At 52.4% G+C, this 18,923-nt stretch carries 19 protein-coding genes, 1 other RNA gene and 1 pseudogene; 9 read left to right on the top strand and 12 right to left on the bottom strand.

Annotated elements, in window-relative coordinates; all coding sequences use genetic code 11:
* Positions 1-18: 18 nt before the first annotated feature.
* From acrB to OGY10_RS07840, 5 genes are all read left to right on the top strand, one after another.
* A complete protein-coding gene (gene acrB, locus OGY10_RS07860; RefSeq protein WP_008783964.1) occupies positions 19-3,168 on the top strand; it encodes an efflux RND transporter permease AcrB in 3,150 nt (1,049 codons plus the stop codon).
* A 488-nt stretch (positions 3,169-3,656) separates the two neighbouring features.
* The gene (gene tomB / locus OGY10_RS07855) at positions 3,657-4,031 is read left to right on the top strand and encodes an Hha toxicity modulator TomB (RefSeq protein WP_003021733.1); all 375 of its coding nucleotides are present in this window, start codon (positions 3,657-3,659) and stop codon (positions 4,029-4,031) included.
* Between the two features lie 27 nt (positions 4,032-4,058).
* Complete coding sequence (gene hha, locus OGY10_RS07850; RefSeq protein ID WP_002892050.1) at positions 4,059-4,277, top strand: hemolysin expression-modulating protein Hha; 219 nt, start codon at positions 4,059-4,061, stop codon at positions 4,275-4,277.
* A 181-nt stretch (positions 4,278-4,458) separates the two neighbouring features.
* Positions 4,459-5,010: a maltose O-acetyltransferase gene (maa, locus tag OGY10_RS07845; RefSeq protein WP_234103269.1), complete on the top strand. Its 552-nt coding sequence runs from the start codon at positions 4,459-4,461 to the stop codon at positions 5,008-5,010.
* Positions 5,011-5,126: 116 nt separating this feature from the next.
* Positions 5,127-5,597, top strand: a complete 471-nt coding sequence (locus tag OGY10_RS07840) for a YlaC family protein (protein WP_198801664.1) — start codon at positions 5,127-5,129, stop codon at positions 5,595-5,597.
* A 78-nt stretch (positions 5,598-5,675) separates the two neighbouring features.
* Here the strand turns inward: OGY10_RS07840 and ykgO are convergent, their stop codons facing one another.
* A complete protein-coding gene (gene ykgO / locus OGY10_RS07835) occupies positions 5,676-5,816 on the bottom strand; it encodes a type B 50S ribosomal protein L36 (RefSeq protein WP_005125190.1) in 141 nt (46 codons plus the stop codon).
* Position 5,817: 1 nt separating this feature from the next.
* Positions 5,818-6,078: a type B 50S ribosomal protein L31 gene (locus OGY10_RS07830; RefSeq protein ID WP_008783961.1), complete on the bottom strand. Its 261-nt coding sequence runs from the start codon at positions 6,076-6,078 to the stop codon at positions 5,818-5,820.
* Positions 6,079-6,266: 188 nt separating this feature from the next.
* Here OGY10_RS07830 and pdeB point away from each other — a divergent pair, with 188 nt between their 5' ends.
* Positions 6,267-7,820, top strand: coding sequence for a cyclic di-3',5'-guanosine monophosphate phosphodiesterase PdeB (gene pdeB, locus OGY10_RS07825; RefSeq protein WP_234103271.1), 1,554 nt, complete (start codon positions 6,267-6,269; stop codon positions 7,818-7,820).
* Positions 7,821-7,871: 51 nt separating this feature from the next.
* On the opposite strand, the gene OGY10_RS07820 is transcribed toward pdeB, so the two are convergent.
* Positions 7,872-8,225: a DUF1428 domain-containing protein gene (locus tag OGY10_RS07820; protein ID WP_048226278.1), complete on the bottom strand. Its 354-nt coding sequence runs from the start codon at positions 8,223-8,225 to the stop codon at positions 7,872-7,874.
* Positions 8,226-8,289: 64 nt separating this feature from the next.
* On the bottom strand, positions 8,290-8,919 hold the full coding sequence (gene yczE, locus OGY10_RS07815) for a membrane protein YczE (RefSeq protein WP_234103273.1): 630 nt from the start codon (positions 8,917-8,919) through the stop codon (positions 8,290-8,292).
* 85 nt (positions 8,920-9,004) lie between these two features.
* Between yczE and yczR the strand changes: the two genes are divergently transcribed.
* Positions 9,005-10,432, top strand: coding sequence for a MocR-like transcription factor YczR (gene yczR, locus OGY10_RS07810; RefSeq protein ID WP_234103274.1), 1,428 nt, complete (start codon positions 9,005-9,007; stop codon positions 10,430-10,432).
* Positions 10,433-10,491: 59 nt separating this feature from the next.
* On the opposite strand, the gene OGY10_RS07805 is transcribed toward yczR, so the two are convergent.
* From OGY10_RS07805 to ffs, 3 genes are all read right to left on the bottom strand, one after another.
* Positions 10,492-10,710 carry a hypothetical protein gene (locus OGY10_RS07805; protein WP_008783956.1) on the bottom strand — a complete coding sequence of 73 codons (219 nt, stop codon included), beginning with the start codon at positions 10,708-10,710 and terminating at the stop codon, positions 10,492-10,494.
* Entirely contained in the window at positions 10,707-10,958 is a 252-nt protein-coding gene (locus OGY10_RS07800; protein WP_003831029.1) for a hypothetical protein, read from the bottom strand. The genes OGY10_RS07805 and OGY10_RS07800 overlap by 4 nt, the downstream gene beginning before the upstream one ends.
* 198 nt (positions 10,959-11,156) lie before the next feature.
* Positions 11,157-11,253: signal recognition particle sRNA small type (gene ffs, locus OGY10_RS07795), an RNA gene on the bottom strand.
* Positions 11,254-11,337: 84 nt separating this feature from the next.
* On the opposite strand from ffs, the pseudogene OGY10_RS07790 reads away from it, so the two are divergent.
* Positions 11,338-11,727: pseudogene (locus tag OGY10_RS07790) on the top strand (MGMT family protein).
* Positions 11,728-11,758: 31 nt separating this feature from the next.
* On the opposite strand, the gene OGY10_RS07785 reads toward OGY10_RS07790, so the two are convergent.
* Complete coding sequence (locus OGY10_RS07785; RefSeq protein WP_003021666.1) at positions 11,759-12,328, bottom strand: YbaY family lipoprotein; 570 nt, start codon at positions 12,326-12,328, stop codon at positions 11,759-11,761.
* Between the two features lie 212 nt (positions 12,329-12,540).
* Between OGY10_RS07785 and tesB the strand changes: the two genes are divergently transcribed.
* The gene (gene tesB / locus OGY10_RS07780) at positions 12,541-13,401 is read left to right on the top strand and encodes an acyl-CoA thioesterase II (protein ID WP_003831027.1); all 861 of its coding nucleotides are present in this window, start codon (positions 12,541-12,543) and stop codon (positions 13,399-13,401) included.
* Positions 13,402-13,451: 50 nt separating this feature from the next.
* Here tesB and amtB read toward each other — a convergent pair whose 3' ends face one another.
* From amtB to OGY10_RS07760, 4 genes are all read right to left on the bottom strand, one after another.
* Positions 13,452-14,738 (bottom strand): ammonium transporter AmtB, encoded by a 1,287-nt coding sequence (gene amtB, locus OGY10_RS07775; protein ID WP_286576597.1) that lies wholly within the window; start codon positions 14,736-14,738, stop codon positions 13,452-13,454.
* Positions 14,739-14,769: 31 nt separating this feature from the next.
* Positions 14,770-15,108, bottom strand: a complete 339-nt coding sequence (gene glnK / locus OGY10_RS07770; RefSeq protein WP_003021657.1) for a P-II family nitrogen regulator — start codon at positions 15,106-15,108, stop codon at positions 14,770-14,772.
* Between the two features lie 248 nt (positions 15,109-15,356).
* A complete protein-coding gene (locus OGY10_RS07765; protein ID WP_234103276.1) occupies positions 15,357-17,135 on the bottom strand; it encodes a SmdB family multidrug efflux ABC transporter permease/ATP-binding protein in 1,779 nt (592 codons plus the stop codon).
* The gene (locus tag OGY10_RS07760) at positions 17,128-18,900 is read right to left on the bottom strand and encodes a SmdA family multidrug ABC transporter permease/ATP-binding protein (RefSeq protein ID WP_191226328.1); all 1,773 of its coding nucleotides are present in this window, start codon (positions 18,898-18,900) and stop codon (positions 17,128-17,130) included. Before OGY10_RS07760 ends, OGY10_RS07765 begins: the two co-directional genes overlap by 8 nt.
* Between the last annotated feature and the right edge of the window lie 23 nt (positions 18,901-18,923).

Raw genomic sequence — 18,923 nt, 5'->3', positions numbered from 1 at the left:
AACAGGAGCCGTTAAGACATGCCTAATTTCTTTATCGATCGCCCAATATTTGCGTGGGTGATCGCCATTATCATCATGTTGGCAGGGGGGCTCGCGATCCTCAAATTGCCGGTAGCGCAATATCCGACTATTGCACCGCCAGCAGTGACGATCTCCGCGACCTACCCTGGCGCTGATGCCAAAACAGTACAGGATACTGTTACGCAGGTTATCGAACAGAACATGAACGGTATCGATAACCTGATGTACATGTCCTCTAACAGTGACTCCACGGGTACCGTGCAGATCACCCTAACCTTCCAGTCTGGTACTGATGCGGATATCGCGCAGGTACAGGTGCAGAACAAACTGCAGCTGGCCATGCCGTTGCTGCCTCAGGAAGTACAGCAACAAGGGGTTAGCGTTGAGAAGTCATCCAGCAGCTTCCTGATGGTTGTCGGTGTTATCAACACCAACGGCACCATGACGCAGGAGGATATTTCCGACTACGTTGGCGCCAACATGAAGGATGCCATCAGCCGTACTTCAGGTGTGGGTGATGTTCAGCTGTTCGGTTCTCAGTACGCGATGCGTATCTGGATGGATCCGAACAAACTGAACAACTTCCAGCTGACGCCGGTTGATGTAATCAGCGCCATCAAAGCGCAGAACGCCCAGGTTGCAGCCGGTCAGTTAGGTGGTACACCACCGGTGAAAGGCCAGCAGCTTAACGCGTCAATCATCGCGCAAACCCGTCTGACCTCCGCTGATGAGTTCAGCAAAATTCTGCTGAAAGTGAATCAGGATGGTTCCCAGGTTCGTCTGCGTGACGTGGCGAAAGTGGAACTGGGCGGTGAGAACTACGACATCATTGCGAAGTTCAACGGTAAACCGGCATCCGGTCTGGGTATCAAGCTGGCGACAGGTGCTAACGCCCTGGATACAGCAAACGCTATCCGCGATGAACTGAAGAAGATGGAACCGTTCTTCCCGTCAGGTCTGAAGATCGTTTACCCGTATGACACCACGCCGTTCGTGAAAATATCTATTCACGAAGTAGTGAAAACGCTGGCGGAAGCAATCATCCTCGTGTTCCTGGTAATGTATCTGTTCCTGCAGAACTTCCGCGCGACGCTGATTCCGACTATCGCCGTGCCGGTGGTGCTCTTGGGTACGTTTGCCGTCCTTGCGATTTTCGGCTTCTCGATAAACACCCTGACGATGTTCGGGATGGTGCTCGCCATCGGCCTGCTGGTGGATGACGCCATCGTTGTGGTCGAGAACGTTGAACGTGTAATGGCTGAGGAAGGACTACCGCCGAAGGAAGCAACGCGTAAATCAATGGGCCAGATTCAGGGCGCACTGGTGGGTATCGCGATGGTACTGTCAGCGGTATTTATCCCAATGGCGTTCTTCGGAGGTTCTACCGGTGCAATTTACCGTCAGTTCTCCATCACCATTGTTTCCGCGATGGCGTTGTCTGTGCTGGTGGCGTTGATTCTGACCCCTGCCCTGTGTGCGACCATGCTCAAACCGATTGCTAAAGGCGATCACGGAGAAGGCAAAAAAGGCTTCTTCGGCTGGTTTAACCGCATGTTCGATAAGAGTACGCACCATTACACCGATAGCGTAGGCGGTATTCTGCGCAGCACCGGTCGTTATCTGGCGCTGTATCTGATCATCGTCGTGGGCATGGCCTATCTGTTCGTTCGTCTGCCAAGTTCGTTCCTGCCAGATGAAGATCAGGGGGTATTCCTGTCTATGGCTCAGCTGCCAGCGGGTGCAACGCAAGAGCGTACCCAGAAGGTGCTGGACGAAATGACGGATTACTATCTGACCAAAGAAAAAGCGAACGTTGAATCGGTGTTTGCCGTTAACGGCTTCGGTTTTGCAGGTCGTGGTCAGAACACCGGTATCGCATTCGTCTCTTTGAAAGACTGGAGTGAACGTCCAGGTAAAGAGAACAAAGTTGAAGCGATTACTCAACGTGCAATGGGCGCATTCTCGCAGATCAAAGACGCGATGGTCTTTGCCTTTAACCTGCCAGCGATTGTGGAGTTAGGGACCGCGACCGGTTTTGACTTCCAGTTGATTGACCAGGCAGGTCTGGGCCATGAGAAGCTGACTCAGGCGCGTAACCAACTGTTTGGTGAAGTCGCGAAGCATCCTGATCTGTTGGTCGGTGTTCGTCCTAACGGTCTGGAAGATACGCCGCAGTTCAAGATCGATATCGATCAGGAAAAAGCGCAGGCTCTGGGCGTTTCCATTAGTGATATTAATACAACGCTGGGTGCAGCATGGGGCGGAAGCTACGTGAATGACTTCATCGACCGTGGTCGTGTGAAGAAAGTTTACGTCATGTCTGAAGCGAAATACCGTATGTTGCCGGAAGATATTGGAAACTGGTACGTCCGCGGCAGCGATGGACAGATGGTACCGTTCTCCGCCTTCTCTACCTCACGTTGGGAATACGGTTCACCGCGTCTGGAACGCTATAACGGTCTGCCGTCCATGGAAATCTTAGGCCAGGCCGCTCCGGGTAAAAGTACCGGTGAAGCCATGGCCATGATGGAGCAACTGGCCAGCAAACTGCCATCCGGTATCGGTTATGACTGGACCGGTATGTCCTACCAGGAACGACTGTCCGGCAACCAGGCCCCTGCCCTGTATGCCATTTCACTGATCGTCGTGTTCTTGTGTCTGGCAGCGCTGTACGAGAGCTGGTCAATTCCGTTCTCCGTAATGCTGGTTGTACCGCTGGGTGTTATCGGTGCATTGCTGGCAGCAACGTTCCGCGGCCTGACCAACGACGTTTACTTCCAGGTAGGCCTGCTCACAACCATTGGGTTGTCGGCGAAGAACGCGATACTTATCGTCGAATTCGCCAAAGACTTGATGGATAAAGAAGGTAAAGGTCTGATAGAGGCGACGCTGGACGCAGTACGCATGCGTTTACGTCCAATCCTGATGACGTCACTGGCCTTTATTCTGGGCGTAATGCCGCTGGTCATCAGCTCCGGCGCAGGTTCCGGTGCACAGAACGCCGTTGGTACTGGCGTAATGGGCGGGATGGTGACGGCAACCGTGTTGGCGATCTTCTTTGTTCCGGTGTTCTTTGTGGTGGTACGCCGCCGCTTTAGCCGCAAAAATGAAGATATTGAGCATAGCCACTCAGTAGAGCATCATTGATACATCTCTAAAGATAAGGCCGCGCAAGCGGCCTTTTTTCTGGAAAAATCATAAAAATCACTTATTGCCATTCCGTTTATTTTCTATCGGATAAATAAGCGATATAATCCTTGCAGCCTTAAAGGCTATTCTTAAAAAAACAGCGAGAGTTCTTATTTACTTTAATAAATATTAAGATTAATCCTATCCACTGGTTCACATTGTCGGTTGTTGCCTTTCGTTGCTAAACCTAAACAAGATAACCCGATGATTGCCCGAAGAATAAAGAAATTGTCCCATTTCGAATAGCGGCATTTATCTGTTAAAATGTAAAAATGACGTAGCATCATAATTTTACATAATTGTAATTTTTCGTGATATGACGATGAAATCTTTTTTAGAGTAGATTATAGTTAAATCATCAGGAGTCGCGGGCAAGTTCCAGGTAGTTGTTGTATCCATCCCGAAAGGTGTTCGGTTAGTTTAAGCCACTAAGAAGGGGATGCGTTATGGATGAATACTCACCCAAAAGACATGATATCGCGCAGCTTAAATTTCTCTGCGAAACTCTGTATCATGACTGTCTTGCAAACCTTGAACAAAGTAACCATGGCTGGGTTAATGACCCTACCTCTGCAACCAGCTTGCAGCTCAATGAACTGATAGAGCATATTGCAACCTTCGCACTTAATTATAAAATTAAGTACAATGAGGACAATAAGCTGATCGCGCAGATAGATGAATACCTGGATGACACTTTTATGTTGTTCAGCAGTTATGGTATTAATACGCAGGATCTGCAGAAATGGCGGAAGTCAGGTAATCGACTGTTTCGCTGTTTTGTCAATGCCACCAGGGCTAATCCTGTTAGTTTGTCTTGTTAAAAATTATTACAATCATAGGTAAGAGTTATGTCCGATAAACCATTAACTAAAACAGATTATTTGATGCGCCTGCGACGTTGCCAGACAATTGATACGCTAGAGCGCGTTATTGAAAAAAATAAATATGAATTGTCCGACAACGAACTGGCTGTATTTTACTCAGCAGCGGATCATCGCCTTGCTGAATTGACCATGAATAAGCTTTACGACAAGATTCCAACTTCTGTTTGGAAATTCATTCGCTAATTGCACTCAAGGTTAAGTCAGGTATAGCGGTACCGTTGTCTGGCTGACCATTTTCGTATTTACAATGGTTATTTAATTCAAATCGCGTGACTATGATCACAGCAAAGAAGCGGGAACGTTCCCCTTGTTTGCATTACGTTTTACTGTGCTGAAATAACCTTCAGTACACAGGGAATTCGTAATGCGTAATGAAAAGCAAAAAATGATCGCCGGCGAATACTATCGCCCGGCAGATGAAATGCTGCGCAGTGACCGACTACGCGCTCGTCAGTTGATCCATCGCTACAATCTCACCGCTCCCGATGAAAAAAAAGAGCGTCAGGCAATCCTGCACGATCTGTTAGGTCAGAGTGAGGGAGCCTATATTGAACCCTCTTTCCGTTGTGATTACGGTTATAACATCTATCTTGGTAAAGACTTTTACGCCAACTTCGACTGCGTTATGCTCGACGTCTGTCCAATTCATATTGGCGACAACTGCATGCTGGCACCAGGCGTTCATATCTATACCGCGACCCATCCGCTGGATGCTACCGAGCGCAACAGTGGCCTGGAGTTCGGAAAGCCCGTGACTATCGGCAATAATGTCTGGATAGGTGGCCGTGCAGTGATCAATCCCGGCGTCACGCTGGGCGATAACGTGGTTGTGGCATCAGGCGCAGTGGTCACTAAAAGCGTTCCGGCAAACACCGTGGTTGGGGGCAATCCCGCAAGGATCATCAAAACGCTGTGATCTTAAATGTAACTGTTATGCTAAATTGCGGTTAATCTGTTACTTTCTTCAAAGGGTATCCCCTTTTAAAATAGGGCGATCCCTCCTGAATTTTGCAGATATCACGAAGGCAAGAGATGACAGAAATACAGCGCCTGCTTACTGAAACAATCGACGACTTAAATATTCGCGAGAAGCGCGACAACAAACCGCGCTTTAGCATCAGCTTTATTCGCAAACACCCAGGGCTGTTTATCGGCATGTATATTGCATGGTTTGCCACGTTGGCGGTGATGCTACAGTCAGAAACGTTAGTCGATTCAGTATGGCTGCTGGTGGTACTGTTCGTTGTACTCAACGGCTTTTTCTTTTTCGACGTTGCGCCACGATACCGCTTTGAAGATATCGACGTTCTGGATTTTAGAGTTTGCTATAACGGAGAATGGTACAACACTCGCTTTGTCCCCTCCTCTCTCATCGATACTATCCTGCACTCACCGTCCGTGGATAGCGAACATAAAGCACAGCTGCAAAAGATGATATCGCGCAAAGGCGAACTCTCGTTTTACGATGTCTTTACGCTTACCCGCGCCCAGACCAGCCAGTAACGGCATCTCAGCACAGATAAAAAAAGTGCGTTCCTGCGAAGGTAACGCACTTTAATCCCTGAAATGCTGGCAAAGAAACTAACGTCTTTTTTTACGCCCCTGTACTGCTTTAAAGCGCGGATTCGTTTTGCAGATAACGTACAAACGCCCTTTGCGTTTTACTATCTGGCAGTCAGGATGGCGCTGTTTTGCGCTGCGAAGTGAATTGAGTACCTGCATTTTAACCCCGCTTAACGCCAATAAAATGACCAAAACGTTTTTGGAAACGTGCTGCACTACCTTCATTATCAAAGGTTTTTTGTTTCCCGGTATAGTACGGATGTGATTTAGAAGAGATATCGAGGGTCACGTACGGGTACATTTTCCCCTCAAACTCAATTTCACGCTCAGTCTTGATGGTCGAACCGACCTTAAAGAATTCATTGGCACTGGTATCGTGAAACACTACGGTACGGTAAAAAGGATGAATATCCGGTTTCATGGCAACCTCAACTTGATACGTTATAACATAACCATAAAAATACACCACTCTTGCACAAACCACAACCTGATTTACGCTACAGGGAGTCAAACGGGATGATAAATGGCCGTAAATATATGATGCCAATCGAATAGCTTTTTGGGGTTTCGGATATACTTTCCCTACGCTGTGTAAATAAGGATATCACTGTGACAACACGACATTTGATAAGCCTGGTGACTGGGGTACTGTTCCTTTCTATCCTCGCGCCTGTAGGTTTAAGCCTGTGGCTGGCACATCGTCAGGTCGAAACGAAATTTATCGATGAACTCGATATGTTCTCAACGCGAGTCGCATTACGTACGGAGCGCGTAGGCGAGCAGGCGAAAAAAGCATTACGCAATATTGAAGCTTTTCAGGGAGTGCCTTGCAGTGACGAGCATTTGCTGGAAATGCGTCGTTTGTCCTATAGCTATCGCTATATTCAGGAAGTGCTGTACCTCAAAGATAATGTTCCACAATGCTCATCCCTGGAAAAAAGAAGTAAGGCCGCCGCGTTTCCATCAGCGATGAAAGTCACGCCTGATGGATATCGCGCATGGCTTACTACGCAAAACGATTTAGGTATCAAGCGTTTTATGGCGGCATTAGGGAGCGAACATTATGTTGTGATGGTCGATCCGGGCTCTTTTATTGACGTCATCCCGTTTGGCTCATGGCCGATTGAAGTCACTATCATTGGAACCGTGCGCAACATAGTCGTTGCCAGTAGCGCCAACCTGCCATCGGACGTTTTACAGCATGTAAAACAAGAGAGCTCGATTACCCATTTTCAGAAGGATGGCAATATTTTTAACGCTCGCCCCTTCCCGGAACTGGGTATCACGATCGTAACCTGGGCATCTACCCTGCCGTTACAAAAAACCTGGCACCGACAGGCGCTGATCTGGCTTCCGGCAGGCATTCTTATCGGATTGCTCACCGCCGCCTTTGTTTTGCGCATTTTGCGCCGCTTACAGTCGCCCCATCACCAATTACAGGACGCTATCCAGCATCGGGATATCAAGGTCTACTACCAACCGATTATCTCGCTCAAAACGGGAAAAGTCGTCGGGGCTGAAGCACTGGCTCGCTGGCAACAGGCTGACGGAAGCTATCTGTCGCCAGAAATTTTCGTCGCGCTGGCGCAAGAGACCGGGCTGACAGAGCCTCTCACACGGTTGATTATTGAAAGCGTATTTGAAGATTTAGGTAAATGGCTGCGTCAGCATCCAGACCAGCATATATCCATCAATCTTGAGTCAGCCGATCTCGCCTCCGAAACGCTTCCTGCTCTGTTAAGCCAGAAAGTGAACCACTGGCAACTTAAGCCTACGCAAATCGCGCTGGAACTAACCGAACGCGAGTTTGCCGACCCGAAAAACAGCGCGCCGTTTATTGCCAAATACCGTCAGGCAGGTCATTCAATCTATATTGATGACTTTGGCACCGGCTATTCCAGCCTGAGCTATTTACAGGATCTGGATGTCGACATCCTGAAGATAGACAAATCGTTCGTTGATGCACTGGAATACAACAACGTGACGCCGCATATCATCGAGATAGCAAAAACGCTGAAACTTGAGATGGTGGCGGAAGGTATCGAAACCGAGAATCAGGAAGCCTGGCTACGCCAGCACGGCGTGCAGTACGGTCAGGGCTGGCTTTACAGCAAAGCGCTGCCGAAGGCGGAATTTATTCTGTGGGCAGAAAAACGGCTTTAACATTGCTGTTGATGTTGAGATGGCTGGCGGCACGCCGCACAGCCAGTCACATCACTCTTCCATAATGGGCGCAAATCCACCGTAGATCATTCGCTTGCCGTCAAATGGCATAGATTCACCGAACTCCTTCATACGGGGATCGGACATCATCTTCTGATTCGCCGCATCGCGGACCTCTTTGGAAGGGTATTCAATCCAGCTGAATACCACTTCTTCATGCTCCTGTGCTTTCACAGCCATGCGAAAATCGGTCAGTTTGCCGTCGGGGACATCATCTGCCCAGCACTCCACTATGCGCAATGCACCGAACTCCTTGAAAAGCGGAGCTGCTTTTGCCGCCATCGCAATGTACGCCTCCTTGTTTTCAGCGGGTACGGCAACCACAAAGCCATCAACATACTTCATGAGAAAAACCTCCGAAGTGTACTGCGCGGCAAGCCGATTCCGGCCGCGTCAGTCGAGGTTAAGTTTAGTCGCCAGTAGGCGATCGCGCCCCAGGCGCATTCCTGATACGCGTACGTGACTGCGGCTGATGCCGAAACCACGGCAGGCAAAGCTGAATCAACGGTCCGATAGCCAAGGCATACAGCACCGTACCAACGCCCACGGTTCCACCCAGCAGCCAACCGATAAGCAGCACCGACACTTCGATTGCGGTTCGAATTCGTCGTACTGGCCAGCCGGTACGCGCGTGGATACCGGTCATCAGACCATCACGCGGACCGGCGCCAAAACCTGCGCCAATGTACAGGCTAGTTGCTAACGCATTCAATATTACCGCTGACACCAGCAGCCCACTGCGCGCCAGCAGGGATTCAAATCCAGGAATCACCAGCAGCGCGGCATCTGCCGCCAGCCCGATCATAATCACGTTGCTCAGCGTGCCAAAGCCTGGACGCTGGCGCAGCGGTATCCACGCCAGCAACACAAACACGCCCACGGCAATAATCACCACGCCGATATTCATCGACAATAAATTGGCTACACCCAGGTGAAACACGTTCCACGGATCGGCCCCTAAATCAGCACGGACAAACATCGCCGTCGATACACCGTACAGTGTCAGCCCGATATATAACTGAAGTAAACGACGCAGCATGCATTTCCCTCCCACTTCGGATAACTTTCATCTTCACCGCAATTGGCACTATGATTAATGTCCAGTTTTCAAAAAGTGGACTGCTATGTCATCTCGCCGTTATGGAAGTCAGTCTTTGCAACGCCTGCTCGGACACTGGCTGGAAAGCCCCTCGCGAACGCCCATCTGGCGACAGCTGGCAGAAGCATTACGTCTGCTTATTCTCGATGGTCGACTGGCGCTGGATAGCCGCTTACCGGGTGAACGCGAGCTCGCCGTAGTCCTGCAAGTAAGTCGAACTACCGTCGCCAGCGCTATGGCGCAACTGCGTGAAGAGGGATATCTGGAAAGCCGTCATGGTAGCGGCTCACGGGTGATCCTGCCGGAACATATTCGCCATGTGCCAACCCGGACCAGTACCGGCACAGCACTTGATTTGTCCACGGCGGCTCTAAGTGCCGGTTCCGAAATTCATCAGGCTTACCAGCAGGCGCTGTTTGCTATGCCACAGCATTTGCTGAGCTCCGGGTATCTGCCGCAGGGGTTGTCGGTATTACGTGAATCCATCGCCCGGCATTATTGCGATCGCGGGCTCCCGACGCAGCCCGATGAAATCATGGTCGTGAATGGTGCAGTCAGCGGCCTGGCGCTGATCCTGCGTTTGCTCACCGGCCCCGGCGATCGCGTGGTGGTCGATCACCCCACTTATCCGCTGGCGATTGCCGCGATTCAAGGCGCATCCTGTCGTCCCGTCGGCGTGTCGCTACCCGAGCACGGTTGGGATACCGCGGGTCTGGTCGCCACCATCGCGCAAACCGCACCGAGAATGGCCTACCTGATGCCGGACTTTCACAATCCGACCGGGCGTTGCATGGACGCTGCAACTCGCCAGGTCGTGGCGGATCTTGCCGAACGAACCCGCACTACCCTGGTGGTCGATGAGACGATGGTGAACCTGTGGTATGACGCCCCGCCGCCGCCGCCGCTTGCCGCATTCAATCGCGACGCGCCGATCATTCTGTTGGGTTCGGCCGGGAAAAGCTTTTGGGGGGGATTACGTCTGGGCTGGATCCGTGCGTCGGCGCGAACCATTGCGGCGCTGGTACAAACCCGCGACACCTTCGATTTAGGCTCCCCGGTGCTTGAACAACTTGCCACCAGTTGGCTGCTGGATAACGCCGCCGACTTTCTTCCTGACAGAAGACGGCTACTCACATCGCAGCGCGATCTGTGCTCGAGCCTGATGAACGCACATTTCCCGGAGTGGCAGTTTACCCAGCCACAGGGAGGACTCTCTTTTTGGGTTGAACTGCCCGATACGCTGGCAACGCTGTTCGCTACGCGCGCCGAAAGCGTAGGCATTCAGTTAGGAACCGGTACGCGGTTTGGCCTTGATGGCGCATTCGATCGTTTTTTGCGTATGCCTTTCACGTTGCCGGATGACACAGCGCGTGCCGCCTTCAGGGTGTTACAACCCATTTGGGATAACCTGCGTTTGCAGGCCAACAGCGGGAAAGTACGCAAAATAATTTAAGCGACGAGTCAAAGGACTCGCCCTTATAAGCCGGGATGGATGAGAGAGTCCCGGTGATATTACCGCTGAGGGGGAACCGGAAAACCCTTCAGTGAAATCACGAAATTTTCACCGTCTTTCTTAATTTTTGCCCCGGCATCACACCAGTCTGAGGCAATACGGAAGAACTCGTCGCTGCCGACATTCCAGCTCAGGCGGACATGTTTCACATAACCGGAGCGTAGTAAATCACAAGCTTCGCCGTAATTACTGGCGGTTGAGAGCGGTTGTTGTTTCATTTTTTCTTCTTCAGTAGTCTGCGCAATGCTTTGATTTCTTTAGGAGTCAGTGCTTCAACTACGGACTCTTCCGTATGCTGGCTATCGATATCCTCAGCGGAGACTCCCGCCTCTTCAACGGCGGTAAACGCAATCAGCAGCAGTTTTTCCGTCGCAACACTTAAATTTTCGTTATGCACTTCAGCGTAATGGCGAAGCTTTTCTTTTAGCGCCTCATCAATTTTGACATTCAATACAGCGGTCGACATCGTAGAAAATCCTTGTGGTCAGCCAAAACACACCGAATGTAAGACCCTGTCGTTACAGCGCGATGGCGGCGGCAAAAGCATCAAATTACATCCCCGAAACACATTGACAGCATTTGATGACAATAAAATGACAATACGATGACAAAGAAAAGAAGATAAGCAGAAGGGAAATTGCCGGACGGCAGAATTGGGTGGGGGCCCTGCCAGCTACATCCCGGCACACACGTCATCTGCCTTGGCTGCTTCCTTCCGGACCTGACCTGGTAAACAGAGTAGTGTTGCGGGAGAACCAACAGAGCCCCCATTGAGAGCGTTGTTAACCAACGCGCAGGCGCATTATCACTGCTGCACCCTGTAATTGCAACCCATCCAGCATCGGATGCTGTTTTCTTGTGCAATGCGGCTTCACTCCCTCGCCATTCGGCATTATGCTGGAGGATTAGCGCAGGAATAAATAATGGATATACAAGACACTTTCCCCCAACGCGTCTGGCAAATCGTCGCGTCAATCCCCGAAGGTTTCGTCACCACGTATGGCGATGTTGCCAGGCTTGCCGGTTCGCCGCGCGCTGCGCGCCAGGTCGGCGGCGTGCTTAAGCGTCTCCCCGAAGGCAGCACTTTGCCCTGGCATCGGGTGGTTAATCGTCATGGTGCCATTTCGCTGACCGGCCCCGACTTACAACGGCAGCGTCAGGCGTTGCTGGCAGAGGGAATAGTGGTTTCAGGAAGCGGGCAGATCGATTTACAGCGCTATCGCTGGGTGTACTAACCCTCTCCAGGCGGAGAGGGTTACGACTGCCTTAGTACTGCGTGGGAGCAGGAACGGCAGAAGAAGGATTCACCTGGGTTGGTGACGTTGATGGCACCGTGGTGGCTGCCCCACCGCTTGCCTGAACCGGTACTGCTGTTTGCTGTACAGGGACCAGCGTCAGGTCAGCTTTCGTACCACCCTGATTAATGACAGTCTGAACGGTATCAGTAATAAAGACCAGTTTGTCATTAACCGTAATTGCCGCACTCAGCAGAATACGGGCGTTAGGCTGAATATCTGCCGGGTTAAATGGTAATACAAAGCTGAATGGGGCCTGCTTACCTTCAGTACGGACCGCTTTTTGCGACAGCACTTTTGACGGTGCATCGGCCAGCGACGCATCTGACAGCGTGACGGTCAGCACCGCATCGGGTGGCAAGGCCACTTTCTGGCGGATCCATACCGTACCAGAAACATTTGGCTGTTGAATTTTAGACTGTGTGTCAGCAATTGACGTATTAGGGCTTGGCGCAGGTGTCTGAATATCTGCACTTTTATCAGCACAGGCCGCCAGAGCGACCGCAACCGCTAAACCACTTACCATGTGCACGAGTTTCATTAAATTCTCCTTATCATCTATGCACCAGCGAGAACTTTCCTCGCCAGAAGAGTGGTTAACAAAAACATAACGTGACTAAGTGTGGCACAAGACAGCTGTTTTTGCCTGTAATAGGCCTTTAATTCAGACAATTGCACCCATCGGACCACTTTCAAAATTGCGTTATACTCTGCCTACCTCGCTGCGAGATCGATATAACCTGGAGAGCACGTATGAGTCTGGCGCTGAAAAATTTGCTGACATTGTTAAATCTGGAAAAAATTGAAGAAGGACTCTTTCGGGGCCAAAGTGAAGACTTAGGGTTACGTCAGGTTTTTGGGGGACAGGTTGTCGGTCAGGCGCTGTATGCCGCCAAAGAAACCGTACCGGAAGAGCGTCTGGTGCACTCCTTCCACAGCTACTTTTTACGCCCCGGCGATAGCCAAAAGCCCATCATCTATGATGTTGAAGTCTTGCGTGATGGTAACAGCTTCAGCGCGCGCCGCGTTGCCGCAATTCAGAATGGTAAACCCATTTTTTACATGACCGCCTCTTTCCAGGCACCGGAAGACGGATTTGAACATCAGAAAACCATGCCGGATGCGCCGGGTCCCGATGAGCTGAAATCAGAAACAGAAATTGCCCGCTCAGTGGCGCATTTACTGCCGCCGCTGTTGAAAGAAAAATTTATCAACGATCGTCCGTTGGAAGTGCGCCCGGTTGAATTTCATAACCCCTTAAAAGGTCACGTCGCACCTCCGGCGCGCCAGGTATGGATCCGTGCAAACGGCGAGCTGCAGGACGATCTGCGCGTCCATCAATATCTGCTGGGTTATGCCTCAGACCTGAACTTCCTGCCTGTAGCGCTGCAGCCGTACGGGATTGGTTTTCTGGAAAAAGGGATTCAGATCGCCACCATTGACCATTCAATGTGGTTCCACCGTCCGTTCAATATTAATGAGTGGCTGTTGTATAACGTCGAGAGTACTTCGGCCTCCGGTGCCAGAGGTTTTGTACGTGGGGAGTTTTATACGCAGGACGGCGTGCTGGTCGCCTCTACCGTGCAGGAAGGGGTAATGCGTAATCGCAATTGAGAATTACCGGATGGTGGCGCAAAAGCGTTACCATCCGGCAGATTGAAACATCAAGCGTTGTAAGCGTTCTCGCCGTGACTGTTCACATCCAGACCTTCGCGTTCCTGCTCTTCCGGTACGCGCAGACCCACCGTCATATCCGCCAGCTTATAGCCAATGAAGGCCACCACGCCGGACCAGACGATGGTGATCGCCACGCTTTCCAGTTGCACCAGCAGCTGATGCCCCATGGTAACGCCCTCAGCAAATCCCACGCCGCCCAGAGAGCTGGCAGCGAAAACCCCGGTCAGGATGCAGCCAACAATACCGCACACGCCGTGCACGCCAAACACGTCACACGGATCGTCCACGCGCAGAAAACGCTTCAGCATGGTTACGCCCCACAGACCAGCCAACCCCGCAACTACACCGATAATCAGCGCCCCGCCGACACCGATGTAGCCACATGAAGGTGTTACGCCCACCAGACCTGCAATAGCACCGGAACAGGCGCCCAGCAGAGACGGTTTACCACGCAGCGCCCATTCACCGAAGATCCATCCGAGGATGGCGGCAGCGGTGGCGACCACGGTATTGACGAAGGCCAGTGCAGCAATTTCATTCGCCGTTCCCGCTGAACCGGCGTTAAAGCCAAACCAACCAATGTAGAGAATAGCGGTACCGGTGAAGACCATCGGCAGGTTATGCGGTTTAAAGGCTTCTTTGCCAAAACCGACGCGTTTGCCAATCAGATACGCGCCAACCAGACCGGCAATCGCTGCGTTGATGTGCACGACCGTCCCGCCCGCAAAATCCAGTGCGCCGTGAGAAGCCAGCAATCCACCGCCCCAGACCATATGTGCAATGGGGATGTACGACAGCGTTAACCACACCACCACAAAAATCAGCACCGCAGAGAAACGAATACGCTCAGCCAGCGCCCCGACAATCAGCCCAACGGTGATGCAGGCAAAAGATCCCTGAAAAGCAACGTGAATGTACTGGTAGAAGCTCCCCGTGACCGCCGTCAGCGCGATGTTCTTCAGCAATACCCAGTTGAAGTTGCCGAAGAAATTATTCCCTTCGCCAAAGGCCAGTGAGTAGCCATAAACCACCCATAGAATACAAACCAGAGCGAATGTCACCGTCACCTGAGTCAGCATCGACAGCACGTTCTTACCGCGAATCAAACCGCCGTAGAACAACGCAATGCCAGGGATAGTCATAAACAGCACCAGCGCGGTACAGATCATCATAAAAGCGTTATCTGCTTTATCCGCAACCGCCGGTGCCGCCATTGCCAGTCCCGGCAGTAGCGCCAGTGAAGCAATACCCGTTTTCATCGTTGCTATCTTCATTTTTTGGTTTCCTATCACTGTGTGCCAGAAGTTACAGTGCGGCTTCGTCGGCTTCGCCGGTACGAATACGAATCACACGTTGCAGCTCGGCGACGAAGATTTTGCCGTCGCCAATTTTTCCGGTGTATGCCGCCTTACTGATGACATCAATCACGCCATCCAGTTGGTCGTCGGCAATCGCCACATCAATCTTCACCTTTGGCAGAAAATTGACGCTATATTCAGCCCCGCGGTACAGCTCAGCATGACCTTTCTGTCGGCCAAACCCCTTCACTTCGGTGACGGTCAGCCCCTGAATACCAATAGACGACAGTGCTTCACGGACGTCTTCCAGTTTGAACGGTTTGATTACCACGGTAACCAGCTTCATAGATCCCCTCCAGTCAGAATTCAGTAGTGGCTGCAGATACACGAGAGGAATATTGCAAGGGGTGTGCCAGGAATGAAAAACGCGGAATGATTCAGGTTCGCCGGGTACTATCGGGAGAGAAAAAGAAAAAACGCACTATAACGGTGCATAGTGCGTTACATTTTTGCACCAGATTGTTGATTGCCGGATGGCGGCGTAAACGCCTTACCCGGCCTACGATACCGCGTGGCCGGGTAAGCGCTGCGCCGTCAGGCGATAACAGAATCCTCTTGCGTGCTGGCGGCTAACTCTTCGCCCGCCAGCTGCAGCTGATACATCTGCAAGTAACGGCCTTGCGCCGCCAGTAATTGCTGGTGCGTACCACGCTCAACCGCCTGACCTCGATGCAGCACCAGAATGGTATCCGCATCGACAATCGTCGATAACCGATGCGCAATCACCACCAGCGTAGTGTGTTCACGGACCGCCGCCAGCGCGTGCTGAATGGCCTGTTCAGTACCGGAATCAATACTGGCCGTGGCTTCATCGAGGATCAGCACCTGCGGCGTTTCAACCAATACCCGCGCCAGCGCCAGCAGCTGTTTCTGCCCAACGGAGAGATTATTGCCCTGCTCGCCCAGCCGGGTATGAATCCCCTCGCTCAAACCCCGAGCCAGTTCTGCCAGTTGCACGGTCTCCAGAGCCTGCCAGACCCGCTCTTCTGAGATATCGCGACCCAGCGTGACGTTTGCCAGGAAGGTATCCGCCATCACCACCGGATCCTGCTGCACCATCGCGATGCCCTGACGTAACGCACCGTGGCTCAGAGAAGACAACGGACGTCCGTCAAGGCGGATTTCCCCCTGCGTCAGCGGGTAATATCCCATCAGCAGGCTGGCCAGCGTGCTTTTGCCGCTGCCTGTGTGTCCGACCAAAGCCACAAAGCTGCGCGAAGGCACGGACAGACTGATGTTTTGCAGCACCAGATTGTCGTCGCGATAGGCAAATGAAACGTTATCCACCTCAATGTCTCCGCTTTTGAGCGGGCGATCGTCTTCACCATAGCGCTGACGAGGCCCGTCCATCAGTTCGAACACTCGCTCACCAGCGACAACCGCCTGCTGCAGCATTGATTGCTGGGTGGTCAGCTCGATCAGCGGTTCGTTCAAACGGCCGAGGTAGCTGATGAACGCGTACAGCACGCCAACCTCGATGGAGGTGCCAGAAGTAAAACTGAACAGCATCAGCAAACCGCAGAGGATCAGCGCCGAGAACAGGCTCAGCAGCGGACGCAGCAAAAAACCATCCAGTCGCAGGGTTTGCATACGCGCCATATAGTGCGAGCGGCTGGCCTCGCCCATTCTCTCGCCAAACCTTGCCTGCTGGCGGAACTGCTGGATAACGCTCATGCCGTTGATGACTTCGTTAAAGCCATCGTTAATATCCGCCAGATAAGCGCGCACCCGACGCACAATCGGGGTGCTGTAGCGTTGGTAAATCACCATCACCACCAGCACGGCCGGGAAAATGGCCATTGCCACCAGCGCCATGCGCCATTCCAGGCTGAACATTGCCACTAACATCGCGCCGATTAAGGCCGCGCTGCGCAGGACCGTTGCGACCACCGTCACGTACAGGTCGCGAATAACTTCAGTATCATTGGTCACGCGGGAGATAAGCTGCCCGACGGGCTGAGTATCAAAAGCGCTGAGCGGCTGGCGCAGCGCAGCGTCCATTACGTCGGTGCGTAACTGTTGTACTACGCCAACCGCCGCCTGGTTAAACAGCAATGACTGCGCGTAATGCAGACCTGCCGCCAGCAGTTGCAGACCGACATAGGCCGCAACCAGCCCGGCAACCATCGCCAATGGCAGAATGTTCTTCGCCACCATGTTATCGATAAAATAGCTAATCAGCAGCGGACCGCTGACTTCCGCCGCCGCAGCCACCCATAGCATGACTACCGCAATCGCCAGCTGTTTTCGCCATGGGGAACCATACGCCAGCAGTCTTTTCAGAGTTGGCCATAATTGCCCGAAACTACGCATTAGCCGCCTCCTCGTTTATCTCTGGTGCATCAGACAGCGCCGCTTCAAGTTGCTGATAGCGGTACATGTCGCGATACCAACCGGGCTGTTGCACTAAAGATTCATGCTCACCGCGCTGAGCAATATGCCCATGCTGCATCACGATAATCTCGCTGGCTTCCGTCAGAGCCGATAAACGGTGTGCGCTGATAATCACGGTTCTGCCTTCGCCCCACTGGCGCAGGTTATGTAGGATCTGATGTTCGGTACGACCATCCACCGCCGACAGCGCATCATCCAGAATCAGAATTTCAGCGTTCAGCAATAACGCTCGAGCGATAGAAATACGCTGTTTTTGCCCGCCAGACAGCATCACCCCGCGTTCGCCCACTTCGGTGTCGTAGCCCTGAGGAAGACGTAAAATATCCTCATGAACGCTGGCAAGGCGCGCCACATGCTCGATCTCTTCCTGCGTGGCCTGCGGGCGTCCTAAGGCGATGTTATTACCGACGGTATCGGAAAACAGGAATGGCGTCTGGCTGACAACCGCCAGTCGGCTGCGCCAGCTATCCAGCTGTAAGCGCGTTAATGGGATATCATGAAAGCGCACATCGCCCTGGGTGATATCAAAATGACGCTGGATCAGCGACAGCACCGTACTTTTTCCCGCGCCGGTCGGACCACAGATGCCCAGCATCTGTCCAGGTTTGAGCTGGAAATTCACATTTTCCAGCGCCGGGTGGGTGGTTTGCGGGTAACAAAATTCGCGAATCGCCACCGCCAGCTCGCCGCGTCCTTCCGGCACCGGTTCAGTACCGTCATCCACTACCGGCGCTTCTGCCAGCATGGCGCGAATTCGGCTATACGCGGCGCTGCCGCGTTCGACGATATTAAACATCCAGGCCAGCGCCAGCATCGGCCAAATCATCAGACCGAGATACATCATAAAGCTGGTGAGCTGCCCGAGCGTCAGCGAGCCGTGAACCACCATCCAGCTTCCCCCGGCAATCGCCAGCAGGTTAGCCATACCAATGGCGATATAAATCGTAGGATCAAAGCGGGCGTCAATGCGCGCCACACGCAGGTTTTTCTTACCGGTATCTTCAGCATCAGCGGCAAATAATGCCGACTGCCGATCCTCCAGCCCAAAGGCCTTGATCATACGAATACTGGTCAGGCTTTCCTGAGTACGATCGTTGAGACTGGAAAACGCCGCCTGCGCCAGCTTAAAACGGTTATGGAGTCGATCGCCGTAACGTTTGATCATCAACGCCATCACCGGCATCGGCAGCAGCGCAATGAGCGTCAGTTGCCAGCTTATCTGCGTTGACATCACGATCAGCACCACACACCCCATTACCAGCGAATCCACCAGCGTCAGCACCCCTTCTCCGGCGGCAAATACGACGCGATCGACATCGTTGGTTGCCCGCGCCATCAGATCGCCCGTACGGTGCCGCAGATAAAATTCTGGATGCTGGCGACTCAACTGACGGTAATAATCTTCCCGCAGCTCAACCGCCAGTTGGTAGGATGCGCCAAACAGCAGCACGCGCCAGACATAACGCAGCAAATAAACCACCACGGCAATCAGGGCAATTGTCCCCACCCACATCAGCAGCCGCTCGGTGGTGAAGCGTTGAGTCGTCACGCCATCCACAATGATCCCGACCACTTTCGGCGGAATAAGCTGAAGGATAGCGATGATGATAAGCAGGGCCACTGCCCCGAGGTAGCGACGCCACTCCCGGCGGAAGTACCAGCTTAATTGAGCAAATAATCGCACGCGTTATGTCCTGACAAGATTTC

It is taken from the genome of Citrobacter sp. Cpo148, from assembly GCF_030332375.1.
In the GTDB taxonomy this organism is placed as follows: Bacteria; Pseudomonadota; Gammaproteobacteria; order Enterobacterales; family Enterobacteriaceae; genus Citrobacter; species Citrobacter portucalensis.
Note: the sequence above shows the minus strand (reverse complement) of the source record. Positions and strands in the feature narration are given on the sequence as shown.

What these genes read in the sequence shown, in the direction of transcription:
- glnK (WP_003021657.1), bottom strand. Translation starts at nt 15,108, where the DNA reads ATGAAGCTGGTTACCGTGGTAATCAAACCGTTCAAACTGGAAGACGTC.
- yczE (WP_234103273.1), bottom strand. Translation starts at nt 8,919, where the DNA reads ATGCTGCGTCGTTTACTTCAGTTATATATCGGGCTGACACTGTACGGT.
- OGY10_RS07765 (WP_234103276.1), bottom strand. Translation starts at nt 17,135, where the DNA reads ATGCGTAGTTTCGGGCAATTATGGCCAACTCTGAAAAGACTGCTGGCG.
- hha (WP_002892050.1), top strand. Translation starts at nt 4,059, where the DNA reads ATGTCCGATAAACCATTAACTAAAACAGATTATTTGATGCGCCTGCGA.
- OGY10_RS07830 (WP_008783961.1), bottom strand. Translation starts at nt 6,078, where the DNA reads ATGAAACCGGATATTCATCCTTTTTACCGTACCGTAGTGTTTCACGAT.
- acrB (WP_008783964.1), top strand. Translation starts at nt 19, where the DNA reads ATGCCTAATTTCTTTATCGATCGCCCAATATTTGCGTGGGTGATCGCC.
- yczR (WP_234103274.1), top strand. Translation starts at nt 9,005, where the DNA reads ATGTCATCTCGCCGTTATGGAAGTCAGTCTTTGCAACGCCTGCTCGGA.
- OGY10_RS07840 (WP_198801664.1), top strand. Translation starts at nt 5,127, where the DNA reads ATGACAGAAATACAGCGCCTGCTTACTGAAACAATCGACGACTTAAAT.
- OGY10_RS07785 (WP_003021666.1), bottom strand. Translation starts at nt 12,328, where the DNA reads ATGAAACTCGTGCACATGGTAAGTGGTTTAGCGGTTGCGGTCGCTCTG.
- OGY10_RS07820 (WP_048226278.1), bottom strand. Translation starts at nt 8,225, where the DNA reads ATGAAGTATGTTGATGGCTTTGTGGTTGCCGTACCCGCTGAAAACAAG.
- maa (WP_234103269.1), top strand. Translation starts at nt 4,459, where the DNA reads ATGCGTAATGAAAAGCAAAAAATGATCGCCGGCGAATACTATCGCCCG.
- tesB (WP_003831027.1), top strand. Translation starts at nt 12,541, where the DNA reads ATGAGTCTGGCGCTGAAAAATTTGCTGACATTGTTAAATCTGGAAAAA.
- ykgO (WP_005125190.1), bottom strand. Translation starts at nt 5,816, where the DNA reads ATGCAGGTACTCAATTCACTTCGCAGCGCAAAACAGCGCCATCCTGAC.
- tomB (WP_003021733.1), top strand. Translation starts at nt 3,657, where the DNA reads ATGGATGAATACTCACCCAAAAGACATGATATCGCGCAGCTTAAATTT.
- amtB (WP_286576597.1), bottom strand. Translation starts at nt 14,738, where the DNA reads ATGAAGATAGCAACGATGAAAACGGGTATTGCTTCACTGGCGCTACTG.
- OGY10_RS07805 (WP_008783956.1), bottom strand. Translation starts at nt 10,710, where the DNA reads ATGAAACAACAACCGCTCTCAACCGCCAGTAATTACGGCGAAGCTTGT.
- OGY10_RS07800 (WP_003831029.1), bottom strand. Translation starts at nt 10,958, where the DNA reads ATGTCGACCGCTGTATTGAATGTCAAAATTGATGAGGCGCTAAAAGAA.